Origin of the sequence: Natronomonas gomsonensis (assembly GCF_013391635.1) — an archaeon.
In the GTDB taxonomy this organism is placed as follows: Archaea; Halobacteriota; Halobacteria; order Halobacteriales; family Haloarculaceae; genus Natronomonas; species Natronomonas gomsonensis_A.
This window is the reverse complement of sequence record NZ_JACAWU010000001.1, coordinates 1,329,079-1,346,185: the sequence shown is the minus strand read 5'-3', so window position 1 is coordinate 1,346,185 and position 17,107 is coordinate 1,329,079. Positions and strand designations below refer to the sequence as shown.

16 protein-coding genes and 1 pseudogene are annotated in these 17,107 nt (G+C 61.7%); 9 read left to right on the top strand and 8 right to left on the bottom strand.

The window, feature by feature from the left end; genetic code table 11:
• Nucleotides 1-18 precede the first annotated feature (18 nt).
• Nucleotides 19-1,149 (bottom strand): signal peptidase I, encoded by a 1,131-nt coding sequence (locus HWX69_RS07020; protein WP_218644680.1) that lies wholly within the window; start codon nucleotides 1,147-1,149, stop codon nucleotides 19-21.
• A gap of 206 nt (nucleotides 1,150-1,355) precedes the next feature.
• Here HWX69_RS07020 and HWX69_RS07015 point away from each other — a divergent pair, with 206 nt between their 5' ends.
• On the top strand, nucleotides 1,356-1,940 hold the full coding sequence (locus tag HWX69_RS07015; protein WP_178916367.1) for a DUF7344 domain-containing protein: 585 nt from the start codon (nucleotides 1,356-1,358) through the stop codon (nucleotides 1,938-1,940).
• A gap of 15 nt (nucleotides 1,941-1,955) precedes the next feature.
• On the opposite strand, the gene HWX69_RS07010 is transcribed toward HWX69_RS07015, so the two are convergent.
• The 4 genes from HWX69_RS07010 to HWX69_RS06995 all read right to left on the bottom strand — a co-directional run bounded on the left by HWX69_RS07010 (nucleotide 1,956) and on the right by HWX69_RS06995 (nucleotide 5,863).
• Nucleotides 1,956-2,819 carry a hypothetical protein gene (locus tag HWX69_RS07010; RefSeq protein WP_178916366.1) on the bottom strand — a complete coding sequence of 288 codons (864 nt, stop codon included), beginning with the start codon at nucleotides 2,817-2,819 and terminating at the stop codon, nucleotides 1,956-1,958.
• 66 nt (nucleotides 2,820-2,885) lie between these two features.
• Nucleotides 2,886-3,623 (bottom strand): hypothetical protein, encoded by a 738-nt coding sequence (locus HWX69_RS07005; protein ID WP_178916365.1) that lies wholly within the window; start codon nucleotides 3,621-3,623, stop codon nucleotides 2,886-2,888.
• A 133-nt stretch (nucleotides 3,624-3,756) separates the two neighbouring features.
• Nucleotides 3,757-5,067 carry a DUF1102 domain-containing protein gene (locus tag HWX69_RS07000; protein ID WP_178916364.1) on the bottom strand — a complete coding sequence of 437 codons (1,311 nt, stop codon included), beginning with the start codon at nucleotides 5,065-5,067 and terminating at the stop codon, nucleotides 3,757-3,759.
• Nucleotides 5,068-5,149: 82 nt separating this feature from the next.
• Nucleotides 5,150-5,863 carry a hypothetical protein gene (locus HWX69_RS06995; protein WP_178916363.1) on the bottom strand — a complete coding sequence of 238 codons (714 nt, stop codon included), beginning with the start codon at nucleotides 5,861-5,863 and terminating at the stop codon, nucleotides 5,150-5,152.
• Nucleotides 5,864-6,491: 628 nt separating this feature from the next.
• Between HWX69_RS06995 and HWX69_RS06990 the strand changes: the two genes are divergently transcribed.
• From HWX69_RS06990 to HWX69_RS06970, 5 genes are all read left to right on the top strand, one after another.
• On the top strand, nucleotides 6,492-7,082 hold the full coding sequence (locus HWX69_RS06990) for a DUF7344 domain-containing protein (protein ID WP_178916362.1): 591 nt from the start codon (nucleotides 6,492-6,494) through the stop codon (nucleotides 7,080-7,082).
• Nucleotides 7,079-7,909 carry a hypothetical protein gene (locus HWX69_RS06985; RefSeq protein ID WP_178916361.1) on the top strand — a complete coding sequence of 277 codons (831 nt, stop codon included), beginning with the start codon at nucleotides 7,079-7,081 and terminating at the stop codon, nucleotides 7,907-7,909. Before HWX69_RS06990 ends, HWX69_RS06985 begins: the two co-directional genes overlap by 4 nt.
• 209 nt (nucleotides 7,910-8,118) lie before the next feature.
• A complete protein-coding gene (locus HWX69_RS06980; protein ID WP_178916360.1) occupies nucleotides 8,119-9,795 on the top strand; it encodes an acyl-CoA mutase large subunit family protein in 1,677 nt (558 codons plus the stop codon).
• Nucleotides 9,796-9,936: 141 nt separating this feature from the next.
• Nucleotides 9,937-10,320, top strand: a complete 384-nt coding sequence (gene mce, locus HWX69_RS06975; RefSeq protein ID WP_178916359.1) for a methylmalonyl-CoA epimerase — start codon at nucleotides 9,937-9,939, stop codon at nucleotides 10,318-10,320.
• Nucleotides 10,321-10,349: 29 nt separating this feature from the next.
• Entirely contained in the window at nucleotides 10,350-11,378 is a 1,029-nt protein-coding gene (locus HWX69_RS06970; RefSeq protein ID WP_178916628.1) for a nitronate monooxygenase, read from the top strand.
• A 186-nt stretch (nucleotides 11,379-11,564) separates the two neighbouring features.
• Here the strand turns inward: HWX69_RS06970 and HWX69_RS06965 are convergent, their stop codons facing one another.
• On the bottom strand, nucleotides 11,565-12,434 hold the full coding sequence (locus HWX69_RS06965; RefSeq protein ID WP_178916358.1) for a 2-oxoacid:ferredoxin oxidoreductase subunit beta: 870 nt from the start codon (nucleotides 12,432-12,434) through the stop codon (nucleotides 11,565-11,567).
• The gene (locus HWX69_RS06960) at nucleotides 12,434-14,197 is read right to left on the bottom strand and encodes a 2-oxoacid:acceptor oxidoreductase subunit alpha (protein ID WP_178916357.1); all 1,764 of its coding nucleotides are present in this window, start codon (nucleotides 14,195-14,197) and stop codon (nucleotides 12,434-12,436) included. The genes HWX69_RS06965 and HWX69_RS06960 overlap by 1 nt, the downstream gene beginning before the upstream one ends.
• 188 nt (nucleotides 14,198-14,385) lie before the next feature.
• Here HWX69_RS06960 and HWX69_RS06955 point away from each other — a divergent pair, with 188 nt between their 5' ends.
• A complete protein-coding gene (locus HWX69_RS06955) occupies nucleotides 14,386-15,033 on the top strand; it encodes an FAD-dependent oxidoreductase (RefSeq protein ID WP_178916356.1) in 648 nt (215 codons plus the stop codon).
• Nucleotides 15,034-15,338: 305 nt separating this feature from the next.
• Here the strand turns inward: HWX69_RS06955 and HWX69_RS06950 are convergent, their stop codons facing one another.
• Entirely contained in the window at nucleotides 15,339-15,644 is a 306-nt protein-coding gene (locus tag HWX69_RS06950) for a MazG nucleotide pyrophosphohydrolase domain-containing protein (protein WP_178916355.1), read from the bottom strand.
• Between the two features lie 53 nt (nucleotides 15,645-15,697).
• On the opposite strand from HWX69_RS06950, the gene HWX69_RS06945 reads away from it, so the two are divergent.
• Together HWX69_RS06945 and HWX69_RS18360 are read left to right on the top strand one after the other, a co-directional pair.
• Nucleotides 15,698-16,399, top strand: a complete 702-nt coding sequence (locus HWX69_RS06945; protein WP_178916354.1) for an acyl-CoA synthetase family protein — start codon at nucleotides 15,698-15,700, stop codon at nucleotides 16,397-16,399.
• 496 nt (nucleotides 16,400-16,895) lie between these two features.
• Nucleotides 16,896-17,102 (top strand): annotated as a pseudogene (locus tag HWX69_RS18360) (FAD-dependent oxidoreductase); the annotation flags it as partial.
• Between the last annotated feature and the right edge of the window lie 5 nt (nucleotides 17,103-17,107).

Here is a 17,107-nt window from a genome sequence, read left to right as displayed (position 1 = left end):
AAAGGGTTGCCACGCCCGTCAGAACCACGAGCTTCGAGAGCGCGAGCGGGTCCGAACCGGTGACGCACCGACTAGGAGGAACCCGACGAGGAGGAACGCTCCACCCATCAGCAGGCTCGTGACGAGCGTCGGCAGCCACGGATGGACCGCGTACAGCCCCGCGACGACACCGAAGGGCAACACGGCGAAGTAGCGGTGTTCGGCGACGTACTGCGGGTAGTAGCCGGTCTCCGGTGGCGCCTGTAAGGTGACCGTGACGTTCCGCGACTCGCCGCGGTCCATCCGCATCGACGACGGCTCCACGTCGACGTTGTTGCTCGTGGGCGCATAGAAGGCATACACCGGCAGTTGGCCGCCGTTGAGCGCCGGATACGTCAGGTTCGAGGTCTCGTTCGTCGGCACCGTCGTCGGGTTCTCCGAATCGAACGACGCGCTCACCATGCCGTACTCCTGGGTGTTCGACATCGCGACCATCGTCCCGCCGCTGACCAACGCGACGAACAGCGCCATCGCAAGCACGAGTCGCCGCGGGTCGTAGATGCCCTTCCGTCTTCGGGTTCGCTTGACGACGCGCTGTCGTCGCTCGTCGTCGAAGAGGAATCCGAAGAGCAGTACCGCCAACCCGCCCCCGGCGATGAGGAGCGCCAGCCCCTGCGTGCCGAGGAACGCCCGTGTACCGAACGTCTGTGCCAGCGTTCGCTGGACGGAATCGAGCATCCCGCGGGCTGCTTCAGTCAGCAGACCTAACCCCGGAATCGCGACCACCTCGCCGTTTACTTGCCAGACCTTCGCGACGATTTGCCCGTCGGTGACCGGCGGCTCCTGGCCGTCCTGGTCGGTGAAGGGGTTTGCATCACCGCGGGTGATGTACCCCGATTCGGTCTCGCCGACGACGCGGTGGGTCGTCAGTCCGCCGCCCTGGAGGTTCTGGGCATTGAAGACGATAACGTCGCCCTCCTCGATGTCGCCGGCGACGGGCGAGGGAATCGCGACGAAGCCGTCGCCGGGTTCCAGCGTCGGCTCCATGCTCCCCGTCTCGACGAACCCCAACAGCACGGGCTGGCCGAGCGCGGCCCCCGCGATGAGCGCGACGAGCACCAACACCAACAGCAGTTCCACCCCCCGGGTGGCGTAGCCTCGAAGCGACACGTACTGTTGCTCTCGGCGGCGATTGGGAAAAGCGTTTCACTGGGAGCGACCCGTAATAGACCGTTACTCGCGGTATCGCTACGCTACGTACAAAACAAGGATGTCGAAAATAACCGGTGTTTTATTCCAAACCAGTGAACTATCAAAACCGATTTACCCACAAATATCCTGCTAGCCTCTACCACGTCGAGTGGGGAGGGGATTGGATGCACACAAAACTACCCGTAGGGAGGTCGCTCGAATCCGCTGGCGACGGCCGCGAGCTATCGCGTACCGACGTCTTCGAGATCCTCAGCAACGACCGACGTCGATGTATCGTTCACTACCTGAAGCAACACGATGGCCGCCGCGTGGACTTGCGGGAGCTCGTCGATTACGTCGCCGCGTGGGAGACCGACACGCCGATCGAGAAGCTCGATGGCGACAAACGCAAGAGCGTCTACGCTGCGATTCGACAGACGCATCTCCCGAAGATGGAGGAGGCGGGTATCGTCGAGTACGAATCGGTCCGCGGTGAGGTGCAGCTCACCGACTGCGCCCGCGAAGTCGAGTTGTACCTGGAGTACGTTCCCGGCAACGCCATCCCGTGGAGTGAACTGTATCTCGGGCAGTCCACGGTCGCGGTCGCCCTCGTCGCCGTCGCGTGGACCGGTATCTACCCGTTCGCCTGGCTTTCGCCGTGGTGGCTCGCCTTGGGCGTGGCCGTCGTCTTCACCGTCACCGCGGCGGTTCACACCTACCAGTCGACACAGCGCCGGCTCGGTACGAACGAGTACGACCTCGAAGCCTGAGTCCGAAATCGGCGCTCAGACCCACGCCTCCGACCCGGGGAGTCGAAGCCCGACCTCGACGCTCGCGTACGTCGCGACGAACGCCAACGCGTAGCCGAGCAGGTGCGCATAGAGGTTGACGACGCTCCCGCCGGCGGCCGGGTCCGCGGGGAAGGCGACGAACACGAACGCGAGGAACGCGAGGAGGCCGACGGCGAACAGCTCGAAGTGTCCAGCCATCCCCGCGGCCGCCCGAACGTTCGAGCGGAGTCGGCCCGGGTGCTCGAAAGCCGGCAGGACGTACAGCAGCGCCGACAGCACCGACGCCGCCGCCAGCCCGTAGGTCACCGGCGACCGAACGCTCAACAGCGCCGACAGCGCCAACCCGACGAAGAAGAACGCGGGAGCGAGCGACCGACGCGAGCCGATGTCGAACTGCGCGTCGAGGTAATCGGCGAGCGCGATGGGCAGGTAGCCGACGAAGGCCAACAGCACCCCCGAGAAGCCATACCCCACGCTCGGCCGGATAACGGCGAGGTTCAGATACGACAGCGCGACCGGGAAGACCGCGAGGAAGACAGCGAAGGCGACGAAAAAGCGCCGCCGGTGGCCGCTCAGGGCGCTCAACAGATACGCCAGCGGCGCGACCAGCAGGTAGCCGCCGACGTTCACCAACAGGTGCGTCGAATTGAGGTGGACGAACGCCGAGGCGTAGGCGGTGAGTAGTGAGGGGTCGGTGTAAGCGAAGGTCAGCGACTCTCGAACAGTTATCGGGAGCGCAAAGACCACACCGAGGACGAGCGGGACCGAAAGCAACAGCGCGAGGTCGCCAGCGCGGACGCTCTTTCGGAGGGTTCCGAAGAACGACTCGGCATTGGACAGCGCGCTCTCGTCAGCCATTACCCTTCTATACGGCACGAAGGGGCTTAAAATAGCGCCGCGTATCGGGCGCTGAAACGGGGGACGTTACTCCTCGCTTCGGCGGCGCCGAGCGAGAGCGAACAGGAGCAACAGCGCCGCGAGAGCCACGAGGAGCCACAGCAGCGACGATGGGTCGAGACCGGCCTCCTCTCCGGTCGGGTCGTCGGTGGGCGTCGGCGTGGAGGCGACCGTCGGTGTCGGCGTCGACTGCGACTGGCCCAGGGTCGGCGTGGCCGTTCCGGACGACTCGGGTGTGGATTCCGTTTCGGTATCCGTCTCCGTCGAATCCGGTGTTTCCGTACCCGAATCGTCATCATCCCCGGAATCGCCGACGGAGCTGAACTGGTAGTCACCGTCGCCGCCGGAGCTGCCGGTCTCGACTTCGGGGTCGAGGACCGCCATCACGTTGATGGAGTCGAGTGTGATTTCGTCCGTCTCGCGGGTGTCGACGCGCATCGCTATCGTCTCGGAATCGCCCGGCTGCATGAACACGCCGTCGGCTTGGCTCTCGACGGTTCCCTCGCCCGGAACGTAGAACTCGACGGCATCGCTGTCGTGGGAAATCCAGACGGTCGCGTTACTCTGTTGTTCGAGGATGTTCTTGACAGTGAATACCGGGCCGATATCGGTGAGTGCGTCGTTGTTGACACCTCCGGCGTTCAGGTTCGGGTTCTCTTCGGTGAGGATAATTTGGATTTCACCGGTCTCGTCGTCGATTTGGGTGTAGGTGCCCTCGCCTGCGGGTTCGAGGTCGAGAACGTCGGTTTCGTCATGAGAGACCACGTCAGCACCAGTGGTCGAAACAAGAAACGGAACCGACAACAGCGTAAATACTAGGAGAACGCGTCGTAGCGTTATACGGCCGGCGAGAGATTTTTTCATTTAACAATCACTTATATTACACTAAATGCTCACTTCAGGCGATATCAGTGAACGTTTCGGTACTTTCGTCCAACTGGGACGCTCCGCCGTCAAGTTCGATTTCGAACCAAGCACCGCTGTTGGCATCGTGTCCGTACAACACCTTTCCGTCGTCTCCGACACCGAAGGCAATCTGCTTGCCAACCGCTTCACCTGATGTGATGATGGTTTCTACGTCGCTACTGCTGACATCGTCGGTGTTCTCGGAGAGTTCGACTTTGAAGAACTCCGAGCTCGAACTACCGTACAGTACACTGTTTTCGTGGGCGATAGCGAGGTCCCCGAGCGTCATGTTTGAGCCAACATCGACGACATCGTCAACGCTTTTGACGCTTCCATCGCTCTCGTCGATTTCGGCTCGTTTCAGCTTGCTGGTACCTTGGGGGATGAAGTAGTAGTTACCGTCGTCCCACGTCGCACCAGCGAGGTCTTCTCCATCGGTAATCTGCTGGAGTTCAGTTACACTTCCATCGTAGAGATGAAGCACACCGTCCCCAGCATCGGTCGTGTCACCGTAGTACCAACGCTCGTTTTCGGGGTCGTATGCAAGCCCGTTGGGGAAGTTCTGCCGGCCGGAGTCATCGAAGTCGATTATTTCGGAGTCGACAGAGGGGTTCGGAACGGTAAACGACTTCAGTTCGCCCGCACCGTTACCTCGAGTGATCCCCCACAGTGTATCAGAAGTTGGCTCCGATGACCCCTCACTACCCTCGACAGGACACTCGCCGGCCATCGCGTTGATGACCATCTCGTGGTCGCTGTCGCCGAGTTTCTTCATGAGGTTGTTCACCCCATCTTCGTTCGTGAAGTCAGAGCCGAGCCCGCGCGTATCGATGTCCATACTCACACAGACCGAGTCACCGACATCGAGACAGACGCGGTTGTCATAGCCGATTATCTTCGCGTTCTCGTTCTCGTCGAGTTCCTGTTCGTGGAGATAAAATTCGACTCGGTCCTCGACTGGGTCGACATCAATCCAGACGGCTGTTTCCTGTGTCCCCTGGTTTTTAATCTGGAACACGTCACGGATTTTAGTCAAAGCGTCAGGATTGACACCCTCACCGTCAATCTGGTTGTTCGACTCTGATAGGTCGATTGCCATCGCACCGTTGTCTTGAATTCGAGCGTATTGCCCGTTCGGGCTCCCCTCACAGCCACCAAGGCCGAGTAGTGCATTCGGGTCGTCGACGACCGCAACCGCGACGTTTCGATTGGCACTCACGCTCGTAAACGCACCCGAGCCAACGAGCGCGCTGCTACCTGCAGCGATTCCACCCATCCCCATCAGTATGCTTCGTCGTTTCATGTGTTACACCCCGTGTTGGGAAACCCACCGGTGGAATCGAACCACCGTGCGCCAGCGTGGGTATCGAAAGACTATGCCAGAATTACTCCGAAGGACTGACTAGGTCGTAATCGACCGCGTCGATAGTCATCGTGATATCGCTGTCAAAGGAGCCGTCTCCACCTTTAATGTAGAGGCCGAAGTTGAACGACTGACCAACATTGAGTTTGAAAGCATCAGCAGGGTAGTCTGCGAGGTCGTCTTCTGGGAAACCCGTAGTATACCGACCTGTTAGACTAACCTCATCCTGAATCTGGTTAGGATTGTTCAGGTCATCATGCGGGCCCGTGTCGTAGGTACCATTCGGTCGGTCGGTAGCCTGCGGGTCGATATAGAAGTCACTATCTTGATGTTTGCCATTATTGAGGGTAGTTCCGCTGTCAGTCGCTTTAACGCTTGTCGGCTCAACGTACACAAAGACAGGTTGCGTACCTTGGTTTTTGATAGCGAAAATATCAAAAATTCGGGTGAGGGCGTCAGGGTTGACACCATCCGCGTTGTCGCTACCATCTCCGTTTTTACTGTAATTGGCGCTATCCGTCAACCCGACTTCGATTGACCCATCTGTATTGACTTCGGTATATTCTCCGTTCTCAGAATTGGATGCATCCATCGAGAGCAGGGCGTTCGCATCGTCGGTGGTGTTCACCGAAACGGTCCGGTCAGCACTCACACTCGTAAACGCGCCCGAGCCGACGAGCGCACTCGCTCCCACTGCTGCACTACCCGCACCAATCAAGAATTTGCGTCGTTCCATGTTGTTTCACCTTGGTTTCCGCGCGGCCCCACGCCCCCACACCTCACATCGACCGACCGGGCGTCAGTGGCTCCGCGCTTACTCTACCCCAGTAGTGGCACCCCCTTCTGTATGCACTGGCAGAATCGAACACAGCCCCGACCTGCGAACAGACAGCGCAGGGCTGAATCGCTCACAGCCCTATCCTGAAACACCGCTCAAAGACGCTTAATCAGCCATTAATAGCGATTTTACCGAGAAATTGAGTGCTATCCGGCTCGTTTCGGCGCTGACGAACCGTGCGTTCCGTGGCTCGAATTCGAATCCGCGCCCAACAGACAGCCATCGAAATCAGAATTGACCGCAGTCTGTCGATTTTCCGAGAGCGCGCGAGAATTGGCAATATTATTTCGCACTACTAATCATAGATTTTCCGAGCCAGTCACAGGTCCGAAACCGCGGTTCGAGAATTGCAAATCCATCTTATAAATAGCCCACCCCTAATCACCTACCAATTATATACTAACCATCCAAAACCGCAATACTGCAGTCGAATTAGCACCCGAATTCGGGCTCAAACCGCAAAACCATCGCAGGGTTTAATTAGTGCGACCTGCGTCAGACAATTGTAGTCCTCTGGTGGGGGAACATGAGTCTCAAAGGAACCACACTCTCCGATTCGGTGTCGCCCTCTGATAACGCGTCGTCGCTGCCGCGCGACGAGGTCTTCGAGGTGCTCAGTAACGCCCGGCGCCGCTGTGCGCTGCAATATCTCAAACAACAGGACGACCGTCGGGTCGAGTTGCGCGAGCTCGTCGACCACGTCACCGCGTGGGAGAACGACACCTCGACGGCACAGATCGACAGCGCCGAGCGCAAGCGCGTCTACACCGCACTCCGGCAGAATCACCTCCCGAAGCTCGACGAAGCTGGCATCATCGAGTACGAACACATGCGCGGGGAGGTGGAGTTGACCGAGGACGCACGCGAAGTCCAGATGTATCTGGAGTTCGTCCCGCACAACGACATCCCGTGGAGCGAGTACTATCTCGGCCTGTCGGCGGTGGGGGCGGCGCTCGTCGCCGCCGTGTGGGTGGGTGTGTACCCCTTCGGTGAACTGTCCGGTCTTGGACTCTCTGTGATTCTCATCGCGCTGTTCGCTGTCTCCGCTGCGGTTCACACCTACGACGCCGCACGGAATCGAATCGGCTCCGAGAAATACGAGGTGTGTGACGAATGAAGCGCCGCAGCGTTCTCGCCTCGATGGGCGCATTCACCGCGAGCGGAAGCACAATTATTGGCTCAGGAGCGTTCTCAAGCGTCGAAGCTAATCGCTCCGTGACGGTGAAAATAGTCGAAGACGAAAGCGCCTATGTCGGCTTGGAGTACGACGAAGAGGTTTCCGCCGGACCACAAGATACTGACCCAAGTAGCGGTTTGGACCGCCGAGACGAAGAGGTCGCCACGATAACGAACAAGTTCACTGTTCCTGTCGAGGTCGAAATCGACGGTGACGACGAAGTCGGAGTCGAATACGAGCCAACAGATGGCAGCGAACAGCCTGTCGAACTCGGTCCGGGAGATCACCAAGATTTCGACGCCGTCTTCGAATGTGAGGTCTCCGTTGAGGACGACACTCGAAGCGCTGAATTCACGGTTACCGCCATCGGAACGGGTGATGAAGTCTCTGGAGAACTTGACAGACCAGTGAAAGTGACGTGTGAGGGCGTTGATGTTGGTGTGTCAGGCAGTGAAATCAGCTTCGTCGCGTTTTGTGGTATCGACAATACTGAGGACATCGATATTACGAATATCGAATCGAACGACGACAGCGAACCGGTCAGTATCGATTGGGAGTACACCGGCCATAATGAAGTCAAGTCCGTTATCGTCAAATCAGGTACATCGTTCTGGAGACAGGACGGTGGAAATTCCGGAACTGCAAGTTCAGGTTCGGGTGAACTGCTTGACCTTCATCCATCTGCGAGCAGTGCCCCCTGTGATACCACCAATTTCGTGAAGTTCGAAGACATCGAAAGTGAAGACAACGATGAAAAGGCCGACTGAGGACATTCTAAGCCAGGTTTCGGAATAGTCGTAATTCCAGTATGGTCACCGGAGACATATTTTCACTGTCAGCTTGCTGTGAGCCACGCGGTGTCAGGACTTGAGGTTCGTGACGCGCCCCTATATGCCGTTTAGCGATTACATTTTGAGCAGCGGTCTCAGTACCATCTCGCCAACCCTTAAGCCCCGTCCGACCCCTTTCTCTAATAATGTTCGACCCCGACGACCTCGAAGCCATCCGCGAGGGCCACGAGGACTGGAAAGACGACACCTTTGGCCCCACCGTCGAGCGCTTCGGGGAGCGCAAAGAGCAGTTCACGACCGACACCGGCGGCCAAGAGGTCGACCCCCTCTACACCCCCGCCGACATCGCCGACATCGACTACGACGAGGACATCGGCTTCCCCGGCGAGTCCCCGTACACCCGCGGCGTCTACTCGACGATGCACCGCGGCCGGCTGTGGACGATGCGGCAGTACGCCGGCATGGGCACCGCCAGCGAGACCAACGAGCGGTTCAACTACCTGATGGACGAGGGCCAGACCGGCCTCTCGATGGCCTTCGACTTGCCGACGCAGATGGGCTACGACTCCGATAGCGAGATGGCCGAAGGCGAGGTCGGCAAAAGCGGCGTCGCCATCGATTCCCTCGACGACATGGAAACTGTCTTCGGGGGCATCCCGCTGGACGAGGTCTCGACCTCGATGACCATCAACGCCCCCGCGTCGGTGCTGTTGGCGATGTACATCGCCGTCGGCGACCGACAGGGCGTCGACCGCGAGGAGTTGCGCGGGACCATCCAGAACGACATCCTCAAGGAGTACATCGCCCGCAACACCTACATCTTCCCGCCAGAGCCCTCGATGCGCATCATCACGGACATCTTCGAGTTCTGCGCCGACGAGGTGCCGAACTTCAACACCATCTCGATTTCGGGCTATCACATCCGCGAAGCGGGCGCGACCGCCGCACAGGAAATCGCGTTCACCCTCGCCGACGGCGTCGAGTACGTCGAAGCCGCCATCGACGCCGGCCTCGACGTCGACGAGTTCGCTCCCCAGCTCTCCTTCTTTTTCAACGCCCACAACAACGTCTTAGAGGAGGTCGCGAAGTTCCGCGCCGCACGTCGCATGTGGTACCGAATCATGGAGGAGCGCTTCGACGCCGAGAACCCTGCCTCCAAGCAACTGAAGTTCCACACCCAGACCGCCGGGTCGACGCTGACCGCCCAGCAGGTCGAAAACAACGTCGTCCGCGTGGCGTATCAGGCACTTGCCGCCGTCCTCGGTGGCACCCAGAGCCTCCACACCAACGGCAAAGACGAGGCGCTCAGCCTCCCGACAGAGAAATCCGTCCGCACCGCCCTCCGGACCCAGCAAATCCTCGCCCACGAATCCGGCGCCGCAGACACCATCGACCCGCTTGCGGGCTCGTACTACGTCGAGAGCCTAACCGACGAACTCGAAAGCGAGGCCTTCGACATCCTCGACGACATCGACGACCGCGGCGGGATGCGGAAGGCCGTCGAGAGCGGCTGGGTTCAGGGTGAGATTCAGGACGTCGCCTTCGAGCGCCAACGCGAAATCGAGACGGGCGAGCGAATCATCGTCGGCGTCAACGAGTATCAGGTCGACGAAGACCCCAAAGAGGACATCGAGGAGGTCTCCGAGGAGGAACAACAGCAACAGAAAGAACGCGTCCAGGCGATTCGCGGCGACCGCGACCAGGCCGCCGTCGACGACGCCCTCGCCGACCTCAAGGCAGCCGCCGAAGGTGACGAAAACGTCATGCCATACATCGTCGACGCGGTGAAGGCCTACGCGACGACGGGCGAAATCTGCAACGCGATGCGCGACGTCTTCGGCGAGTACCGCGCCGGCGTCTGATAGGGAGTCTCGTAGCCAAGCGACGGGTTCGAATCCCGTCATCCGGCGCTGCCTCTCGATTCGTCGTTCGGAAACGATGCACTCCTACGAGACTCCCAATGAGTCGGGAGGTTATTTCTCCCCGGACCTCGACACCAACGTATGCGCTTCGACCACGCCGGTGTCGCCACCGAGAACGCCGAGAGCCTCGCCTTCCGCTACGAGGACATCTTCGGCTGTGACATCGCCCACGAGGAACGGTTCGGGGACCTCCGAGTTATCTTTCTGGAACTGGAGAACGGCTACTTCGAACTGCTCGAACCCCAAGAGGAGGGAACCATCTCGAAGTATCTGGAGAACAACGGCCCCGGCCTCCACCACATCGCTCTGGAAACCGACGACATAGACGCGGCCCTAGAACGCGCTGAATCAGCCGGTGTCGAGTTGATAGACGAGGAACCGCGCCCGGGCGCGTGGGGCCACGACGTTGCCTTCCTCCACCCGAAATCGACCGGTGGCGTCCTCATCGAGTTCGTCGAGCACTGACGTACGCCGGCACGCTTTTTCGCTCGGCCATCGACCCCTCCAGCGTGACTCTCTCGACCCCGCTGTGTGAGGCCCTCGAAATCGAGTACCCAATCGTTCAGGCACCCATCGGGAGCGCGACCAGCTCGGAACTGGCCGCGGCGGTGTCGAACGCCGGCGGCCTCGGGACGCTAGCGGTGACGTGGCGGCCGCCCGACCGAGCAGCCGAATTCGTCGAGCGAACCCGCGAGCGGACCGACCGCCCCTTCGCCGTCAACGTCGTCCTCGACCCCGAAGCCAAGGAGGTCGCAACCGAGGACCACCTCGATGCCGTCCTCGGTGCCGGCGTCCCCGCCGTCTCCTTCTCGTTTGGCGATGCGACACCGTACGTCGACCGCGTCCACGACGGAGGCGCGTCGGTACTCGTCACCGTCGGCAGCGCCGAGGAGGCCGAGACGGCCGCGGCGGCCGGCGCGGATGTAATCGTCGCACAGGCCTGGGAAGCCGGCGGGCACGTCCAAAGCGAGGTCGCCACCCTGCCGCTCGTCCCGCGCGTAGCCGACGCCGTCGACGTGCCAGTCGTCGCCGCCGGCGGCATCGCCGACGGCCGCGGTGTCGCCGCCGTCCTCGCCGCGGGGGCCGATGGCGCGTGGCTCGGCACTCGATTCGTCGCTACCGAGGAAGCCGCCGTCGAGGACCACTATCGGGAGCGCATCGTCGACGCCGAGGAGACCGAAACGCTGTACTCAGAACTGTTCGACGCCGGCTGGAAGGGAACCCCTCACCGCGTCCTCCACAACAGCACTACGGAAGCGTGGGAGGAGGCGGGACGTCCCGCACCCGGCGACCGCCCCGGCGAGGGCGAGACAATCGCCGAGTACCCCGGTGGCCACCCCATCGTGCGCTACGGCGACGACCTCCCGATGGAGGGAGTCGAGGGGGACCTCGACGCGCTGGCGCTGTATGCGGGACAGAGCAGCGGCCTCACCGACGAGGTACAGCCAGCCGACGAGGTTGTCGAGGAACTGATCGCCGAAACCGAGGCGAGAATCGACCTGCTATCGGAGTTAGTCCAATAGAAGCATCCGCGAGCGCCGGAGGCGCGAGCGGTTCGCCGGCGGCTTCGCCGCCGGTAGCGACGAGTGACTACCGCGCGGCGAAGCCGCGCGACAGGAACGAGTCGCGCATATTTTCCCCAAGTTTTTGCCGCGGAGGCGTGTTCGGCGCGTTCCGCGCCGAACCGCCGGAGCGTGCAAAAAGTGGGTTTAGTAAAATTCGCGGACGAGGTCCATCGCGTCGTCGGGCGCGCCGTCGGGGATGTCGTTCATCGGTGCCTCGATGCCCTCGCGCTTCTCGAAGCCGACGGAGCTGTCGTCTTGGTAGATGACGCCCTGATACTCCTTGCCGCGATCCATGATGAGGTCCTTGGCGGCGTCGTAGTCGGAGGGGTCGTGATCGAAGTCGTCGTCGGCCACGTCGACGATGGCGTCGCGGAAGTAGTCGTAGGTGTCGACGTCGTTGAACGTCACACACGGCGAGTAGACGTTCACGAAGCCGAAGCCGTCGTGTTCGATAGCCTTCTGGACGATTTCGGCGTGTCGCTGACTGTCCGAGGAGAACGACTGCGCGATGAACGTCCCGCCTGCGGCGAGCGCGAGTGCGAGGGGGTTGACGGGCTGTTGGTTCGTCCCGTCCGGCGACGTGGAGGTCTCGAAGTCCTCACGGCTGGTCGGCGAGAACTGCCCCTTCGTCAGGCCGTAGATGCGGTTGTCCATGACGACGTACGTCATGTCGACGTTCCGGCGGACGGCGTGGACGAAGTGGCCGGCCCCGATGGAGTAGCCGTCGCCGTCGCCGCCCGCGACCATCACTTCGAGGTCCGGGTTGGCCATCTTCACGCCCGTTCCGACGGGCAGGGCGCGGCCGTGGACGCCGTGCAGCGCATACGAGTGCATGTACGTCCCGATTTTGCCGGAGCAGCCGATGCCGGCGACGACGAACGTGTTGTCGGGGTCGTTGCCCGTCTCGGCCAGCGCTTTCATCATACCGTTCATCGTCCCGAAGTCACCGCAACCGGGACACCACGTGGGCTGTTTGTCGGATTTGAAATCCGTGAATCGAATGTCGGAGCTCATTATGCTTCCACCTCCGTCGCCTCGCCGAGGGCCGCTTTGACCTCGTCGGCGAGTTCGTCCGCCTTGAAGCGGACGCCGTTGTACTTGTTGATGCGCTCGACGCGCGTGAGGGTGTCGTGTTCGACGAGGTCGGCGAACTGACCCGTCGCGTTACACTCGACGACGATGACCTCCTCGGCGGCCTCGAACTCCTCGGTGAGGTCCGGCCGCGGGAAGATGTACGGCACCGAAATGAATCGCACGTCGATGCCGTCGTCTTCGAGGAAGTCCATCGCTTCGAGCATCGCGCCCTCGTTGGAACCCCACGAGACGATGAGCGTGTCGGCGTCGGCGTCACCGAATTCGCGGTAGTCGAAGTTCTCCCGCTCGATTGCGGTTTCGACCTTGCGGTCGCGTTTGTCGACCTGCTCGACGCGCATGTCGGTGTCCTCCGTCCGTCGGCCCAGTTCGTCGTGTTCGAGGCCGGTGGACATGTGGGCGCCACCCTCCGTGCCGGGGAACGAACGCGGACTGACGCCGTCGTCGGTGAGCGCGTGGGGTTTGAACTGCCCTTTCTCGTTTTGCCACTCCTCGATGTTCTCCTCGTCGACGACCTTTCCGCGGTCGATTTCGACCTCGTCCATGTCGAACGCCTCGGGTTCGAAGGTCTGTTCGGTGACAGCGAGTGCGAGGTCGGCCGTGAGGTAGACGGGGAGTTGGTACTTCTCGGCGAGGTTGAACGCCTCGACGGTCTTGTGGAAACACTCCGAAATCGTCGTCGGCGCCAGCACGAACCGCGGTACCTCACCGTGACCGCCGTACACCATCTGATTGAGGTCGCCCTGCTCCTGTTTGGTCGGCATTCCCGTCGAGGGACCCGACCGCATCACGTTACAGATGACCAGCGGCGTCTCCGAGGTGGCGACCAGTCCGAACGTCTCCGTCATCAGGTCGATGCCGGGTCCGGAAGTGGCAGTCATCGAACGGGCGCCCGCACGCGCACCGCCGAGCGCCATGTTGACCGCCGACAGCTCGTCTTCGGCTTGGACGACGACGCCACCGTAGTCCTCGATGCGGCCCTTCAGGTACTCCATCACGTCCGTCGCGGGTGTGATGGGGTAGCCGGCGTAGAACCGACAGCCGCCGGCGAGAGCGCCCATCCCGATGGCTTCGTCGCCGTTCAGGAGGACGTAGTCGTTGTCCGTCGTCTCGAGGTCATCGTCCGTCGAGAGGTCCGTCTCCTCGCGAACGAAATCCGCACCGAGGCGGGCCGCCTTCTTGTTGTTCTCGACGATAGCCTCGCCTTTCCCGCCGAAGCGCTTCTCCAGCGACTCGTCGAGGTACTCGATGTTGAAACCGGTAACCTCACACGCGGCACCGAGCGCAACGATGTTGCGCATGATGGCGCCACCGGCGTCCTCGGCGAGACGCTTCAGCGGCACGTCGAGCCCTGTCATCTCGCCGGGGGCCTCGAAGTCCTTCATCATCGTCCGCTCGCCGTCGTAGATGATGACGGAGTCCTCGTGGAGTTCGTCGAGGTTTTCGTTGACGGTTCGCTCTGTCAGCGCAATCAGGATATCGAGTCTGTCGACGACACTCTCGACGCGGTCGACCGACGTCCGTACCTTATACGCCGTGTATCCGCCACGGATTCGTGAGGCGAAGTCCTTCGAGGTAAAGACGTGGCGCCCCGCACGTGAGAGCGCCTGGGCAAAGATCTTCCCGGTCGAGTCGATCCCGTCGCCGGCTTCGCCGCCGACGGCCCAGTTGAGGTCCTCTGGCATACTACATCGGGGTTCTGCGCGGCGGACGTTAAGCCTTCTGAATATTGCCGCAGTTGAGCGGTTTTCCGGACTACAGCCCTCGAAAGCGACTTTCAACGACTACCGAGGGAAAACTTCACACGCGTTTATATTTGATTTCCGGATGCGGCTTCGAAAGCGCCTTGCCGGCGGGGAAGCCCATACCGTACATGGACCCCATCGAGACGACCGTCGCTGCCGTCCACGAGGTCGGCCCCGACGCAGTCGCCATCGACCTCGATACCCCGGCGGCGTTCGACGCCGAACCGGGACAGTTCGTCAAACTCACCGCCACCGTCGGCGGCGAAGAGGAATCGCGGTTCTACACCGTCTCCTCGCCGAACACCGACGACACATTCGAGTTCACCATCAGTTACGACCCCGAGGAGGGCGGGGCGTTCAGCGAGTACCTCCTGAACCTCGACGCCGGCGACACCGTGACGATTACCGGCCCCTTCGGCGACGACTATTACGAAAGCGAGAATCGAGCAATCGTCCTCGCCGGCGGCCCCGGTATCGGTCCAGCGGTCGCCATCGCCGAGCGCGCACTCGCAGAGGGCAACGAGGCCGCAATCGTCTACCGCGACGACACCCCGCTCCACGAGGACCGCCTCTCGAACATCGCCAACGCCGGAGCGTCGGTGTTCGTCCTCTTCGAAGACGAATCGCTCACCGACGCCGTCGCGGACGTGCTGACGAACGCCGACGGCGAACAGGTGTTCGTCTACGGCTTCGCCGACTTCCTCGAGGACGCCACCGCCGCAATCGAGGCCGCCGGCGGCGACCCCGACGCGGCGAAGGCCGAGAACTTCGGTTGAACCTTTTTGCACGGCGGGCCTGCGGCCCGCCGGCAAAAACGTTCATGAAAAAGACACGTCGGGCCTCCCGATGGTCGGCCCTCGGTCCCGCGCGCCTGCGGCGCACGGCGAACCGCTCGGTCGCTCCGCTCCCTCGCGGATGCTCTACTGGCCGCACTTCGAACCACCAGCTCGTCCGAGCATTCATATACCAGAACGGAACCACCGGCCGTATGCGCTGACCAGCAACCGACGGCCATTCGGCTACCGTGCGGCAGGTCGTCGGATACGGGAGACAATCGCACAGAACGCCGCCTGTTCGCTACCTACTCGCCGCTTCCAGCGCGTCCGGTGTCGTCGAGTCGGCCCTCGTACTTCGACAGCGAGGTTTCGAGTGCCGTCTCGGCGTCCACGCCGAGCTCCGAACACAGCGCTAGCAGCGCGAACAGCGCGTCCCCGAGTTCGTCCTCGGGAACCGACACCGACGACGGGTCTTCACCGTACTCCGTCGACGTACACACCTCCTTCGACACCTCACCGAGTTCCGAGACGACATCGAGGAGTCGGTACGCTGCCGGTGCGTGAAGCTCGGTATCGTCGAGGAACGCCGCGACTCGTTGTTGTGCGTCCATGGCCTCGGGACCGTCCCGGCGGAGTATAAACGCCCGGCGTTCGTAGTCGGTGTATGGACGTACTCGGGGACGCAATCGACCGACAGCGCCGCACCTCCGACATCGCGCTTCGAGCGCCGGCAGTCGGCCGAACCTACGACTACCGACGGTTCTGTACGAGCGCGTGGAAAGTCGGGAACTTCCTTCGGCACCTCGGCGTCCGGAGCGGGGCGGGCGTCGCCGTCGCCGACGACCCGATTCCGGAACCGGTGTTGACCTTCTACGGCGCCGCGCTGCTCGGGAGTGTCGTTCGGTTCGGCCCGGCCGAATCGGTTGGGGACGACACGCGCGCGCTCGTCGTCCCCACAGTCGACCTCGGCGAGTACGACGCCGGACCCTCCACGAAGCAAGTCGCCTACGGCAGTCCACCCGACGACCCCACGGTTTCGTACTTCGAGCGCGACGTGTGGAGCGAGAATCCGACGGAACCCCCGGACCACGTCACACCGGCTGACCCGTTGCTGGCGACCCCCGAGGCGACGTACAGCCACGGCGACGTTCTCGGTGCCGCAACCGAAGTGGTCGACGACCACGGACTCGCCTCCGACACGACGGTCGCGGTTCGAGGGTCGTTCACCGCTCCGGGCGTCGTCGCCGCGGGGTTGGTCGCACCCATCCTCGCCGGTGGGACCATCGTCCTCGGAGCCGACTCGACCGGCGACCTCGTCGTCGGCGGTGCCGAAAGCGACGTCGCGACCAGTGCCCACTTCGACTGAGGCCGCGAACGCCGCCGCAAGATAGGAGCTTCACCCGTCGGTCACTACGAACCGCCAGCGGATTCGGAGAGTCGTATCGCGAATCTCGAAGGGGGTATCCGACAATTCGACACTGCTGTTTCCCGTTCACGACGGATTTGACAAGAAAGAGCTCCTGCTCGTCCATCTGAACGGAGCGGCCGCGACCTGGCGAAACTACTGTCTCCACTGGACAGTTGAGAGGCATAATGCAACCGCCCCATTATCCTTATATTAAGCTCCAGCTATACTAATTCGCTTATGTACATAAGCGATAAACGTTGTGCAAGTAGATTATAGAACACTACTCAAACAAATCGGTCGATAAGCAGGAGGGCGGACACTCTAGTAGTTCCGGTTCCGGCAGGTTTGGGCGAGATACAGTCGCTCGAAGACCTCGTGTCTGTCACGCCCGAGGAGTTCCGCCAGGAGCGAGATATCGACCTCCGAACGGGCCACAACGTTGTCGACATCGACCCGGAGACCCGGACGGGTACTGGGAGGCAGTCTCGTCTCCGAGTACGGTGAGGGCGCCGTCCATCGAAGTCACCCCCTTGTCGGAGCGGTGACGGAAGGAATCACTCTCGGCAATCTTTCGAACTACGACCTCGCATATGCTCCCCCATTCAATACGACGTGGGACCCGGTGTTGACCGCCGCGAAGGTACTAGAGGGAAAACGATAGCGAGC

Excerpts from the sequence above, each read along its gene's own strand:
- HWX69_RS07015 (WP_178916367.1), top strand. The coding sequence starts at position 1,356 with ATGCACACAAAACTACCCGTAGGGAGGTCGCTCGAATCCGCTGGCGAC.
- HWX69_RS07010 (WP_178916366.1), bottom strand. The coding sequence starts at position 2,819 with ATGGCTGACGAGAGCGCGCTGTCCAATGCCGAGTCGTTCTTCGGAACC.
- HWX69_RS07000 (WP_178916364.1), bottom strand. The coding sequence starts at position 5,067 with ATGAAACGACGAAGCATACTGATGGGGATGGGTGGAATCGCTGCAGGT.
- HWX69_RS06995 (WP_178916363.1), bottom strand. The coding sequence starts at position 5,863 with ATGGAACGACGCAAATTCTTGATTGGTGCGGGTAGTGCAGCAGTGGGA.
- HWX69_RS06990 (WP_178916362.1), top strand. The coding sequence starts at position 6,492 with ATGAGTCTCAAAGGAACCACACTCTCCGATTCGGTGTCGCCCTCTGAT.
- HWX69_RS06985 (WP_178916361.1), top strand. The coding sequence starts at position 7,079 with ATGAAGCGCCGCAGCGTTCTCGCCTCGATGGGCGCATTCACCGCGAGC.
- HWX69_RS06980 (WP_178916360.1), top strand. The coding sequence starts at position 8,119 with ATGTTCGACCCCGACGACCTCGAAGCCATCCGCGAGGGCCACGAGGAC.
- mce (WP_178916359.1), top strand. The coding sequence starts at position 9,937 with ATGCGCTTCGACCACGCCGGTGTCGCCACCGAGAACGCCGAGAGCCTC.
- HWX69_RS06965 (WP_178916358.1), bottom strand. The coding sequence starts at position 12,434 with ATGAGCTCCGACATTCGATTCACGGATTTCAAATCCGACAAACAGCCC.
- HWX69_RS06960 (WP_178916357.1), bottom strand. The coding sequence starts at position 14,197 with ATGCCAGAGGACCTCAACTGGGCCGTCGGCGGCGAAGCCGGCGACGGG.
- HWX69_RS06955 (WP_178916356.1), top strand. The coding sequence starts at position 14,386 with ATGGACCCCATCGAGACGACCGTCGCTGCCGTCCACGAGGTCGGCCCC.
- HWX69_RS06950 (WP_178916355.1), bottom strand. The coding sequence starts at position 15,644 with ATGGACGCACAACAACGAGTCGCGGCGTTCCTCGACGATACCGAGCTT.
- HWX69_RS06945 (WP_178916354.1), top strand. The coding sequence starts at position 15,698 with ATGGACGTACTCGGGGACGCAATCGACCGACAGCGCCGCACCTCCGAC.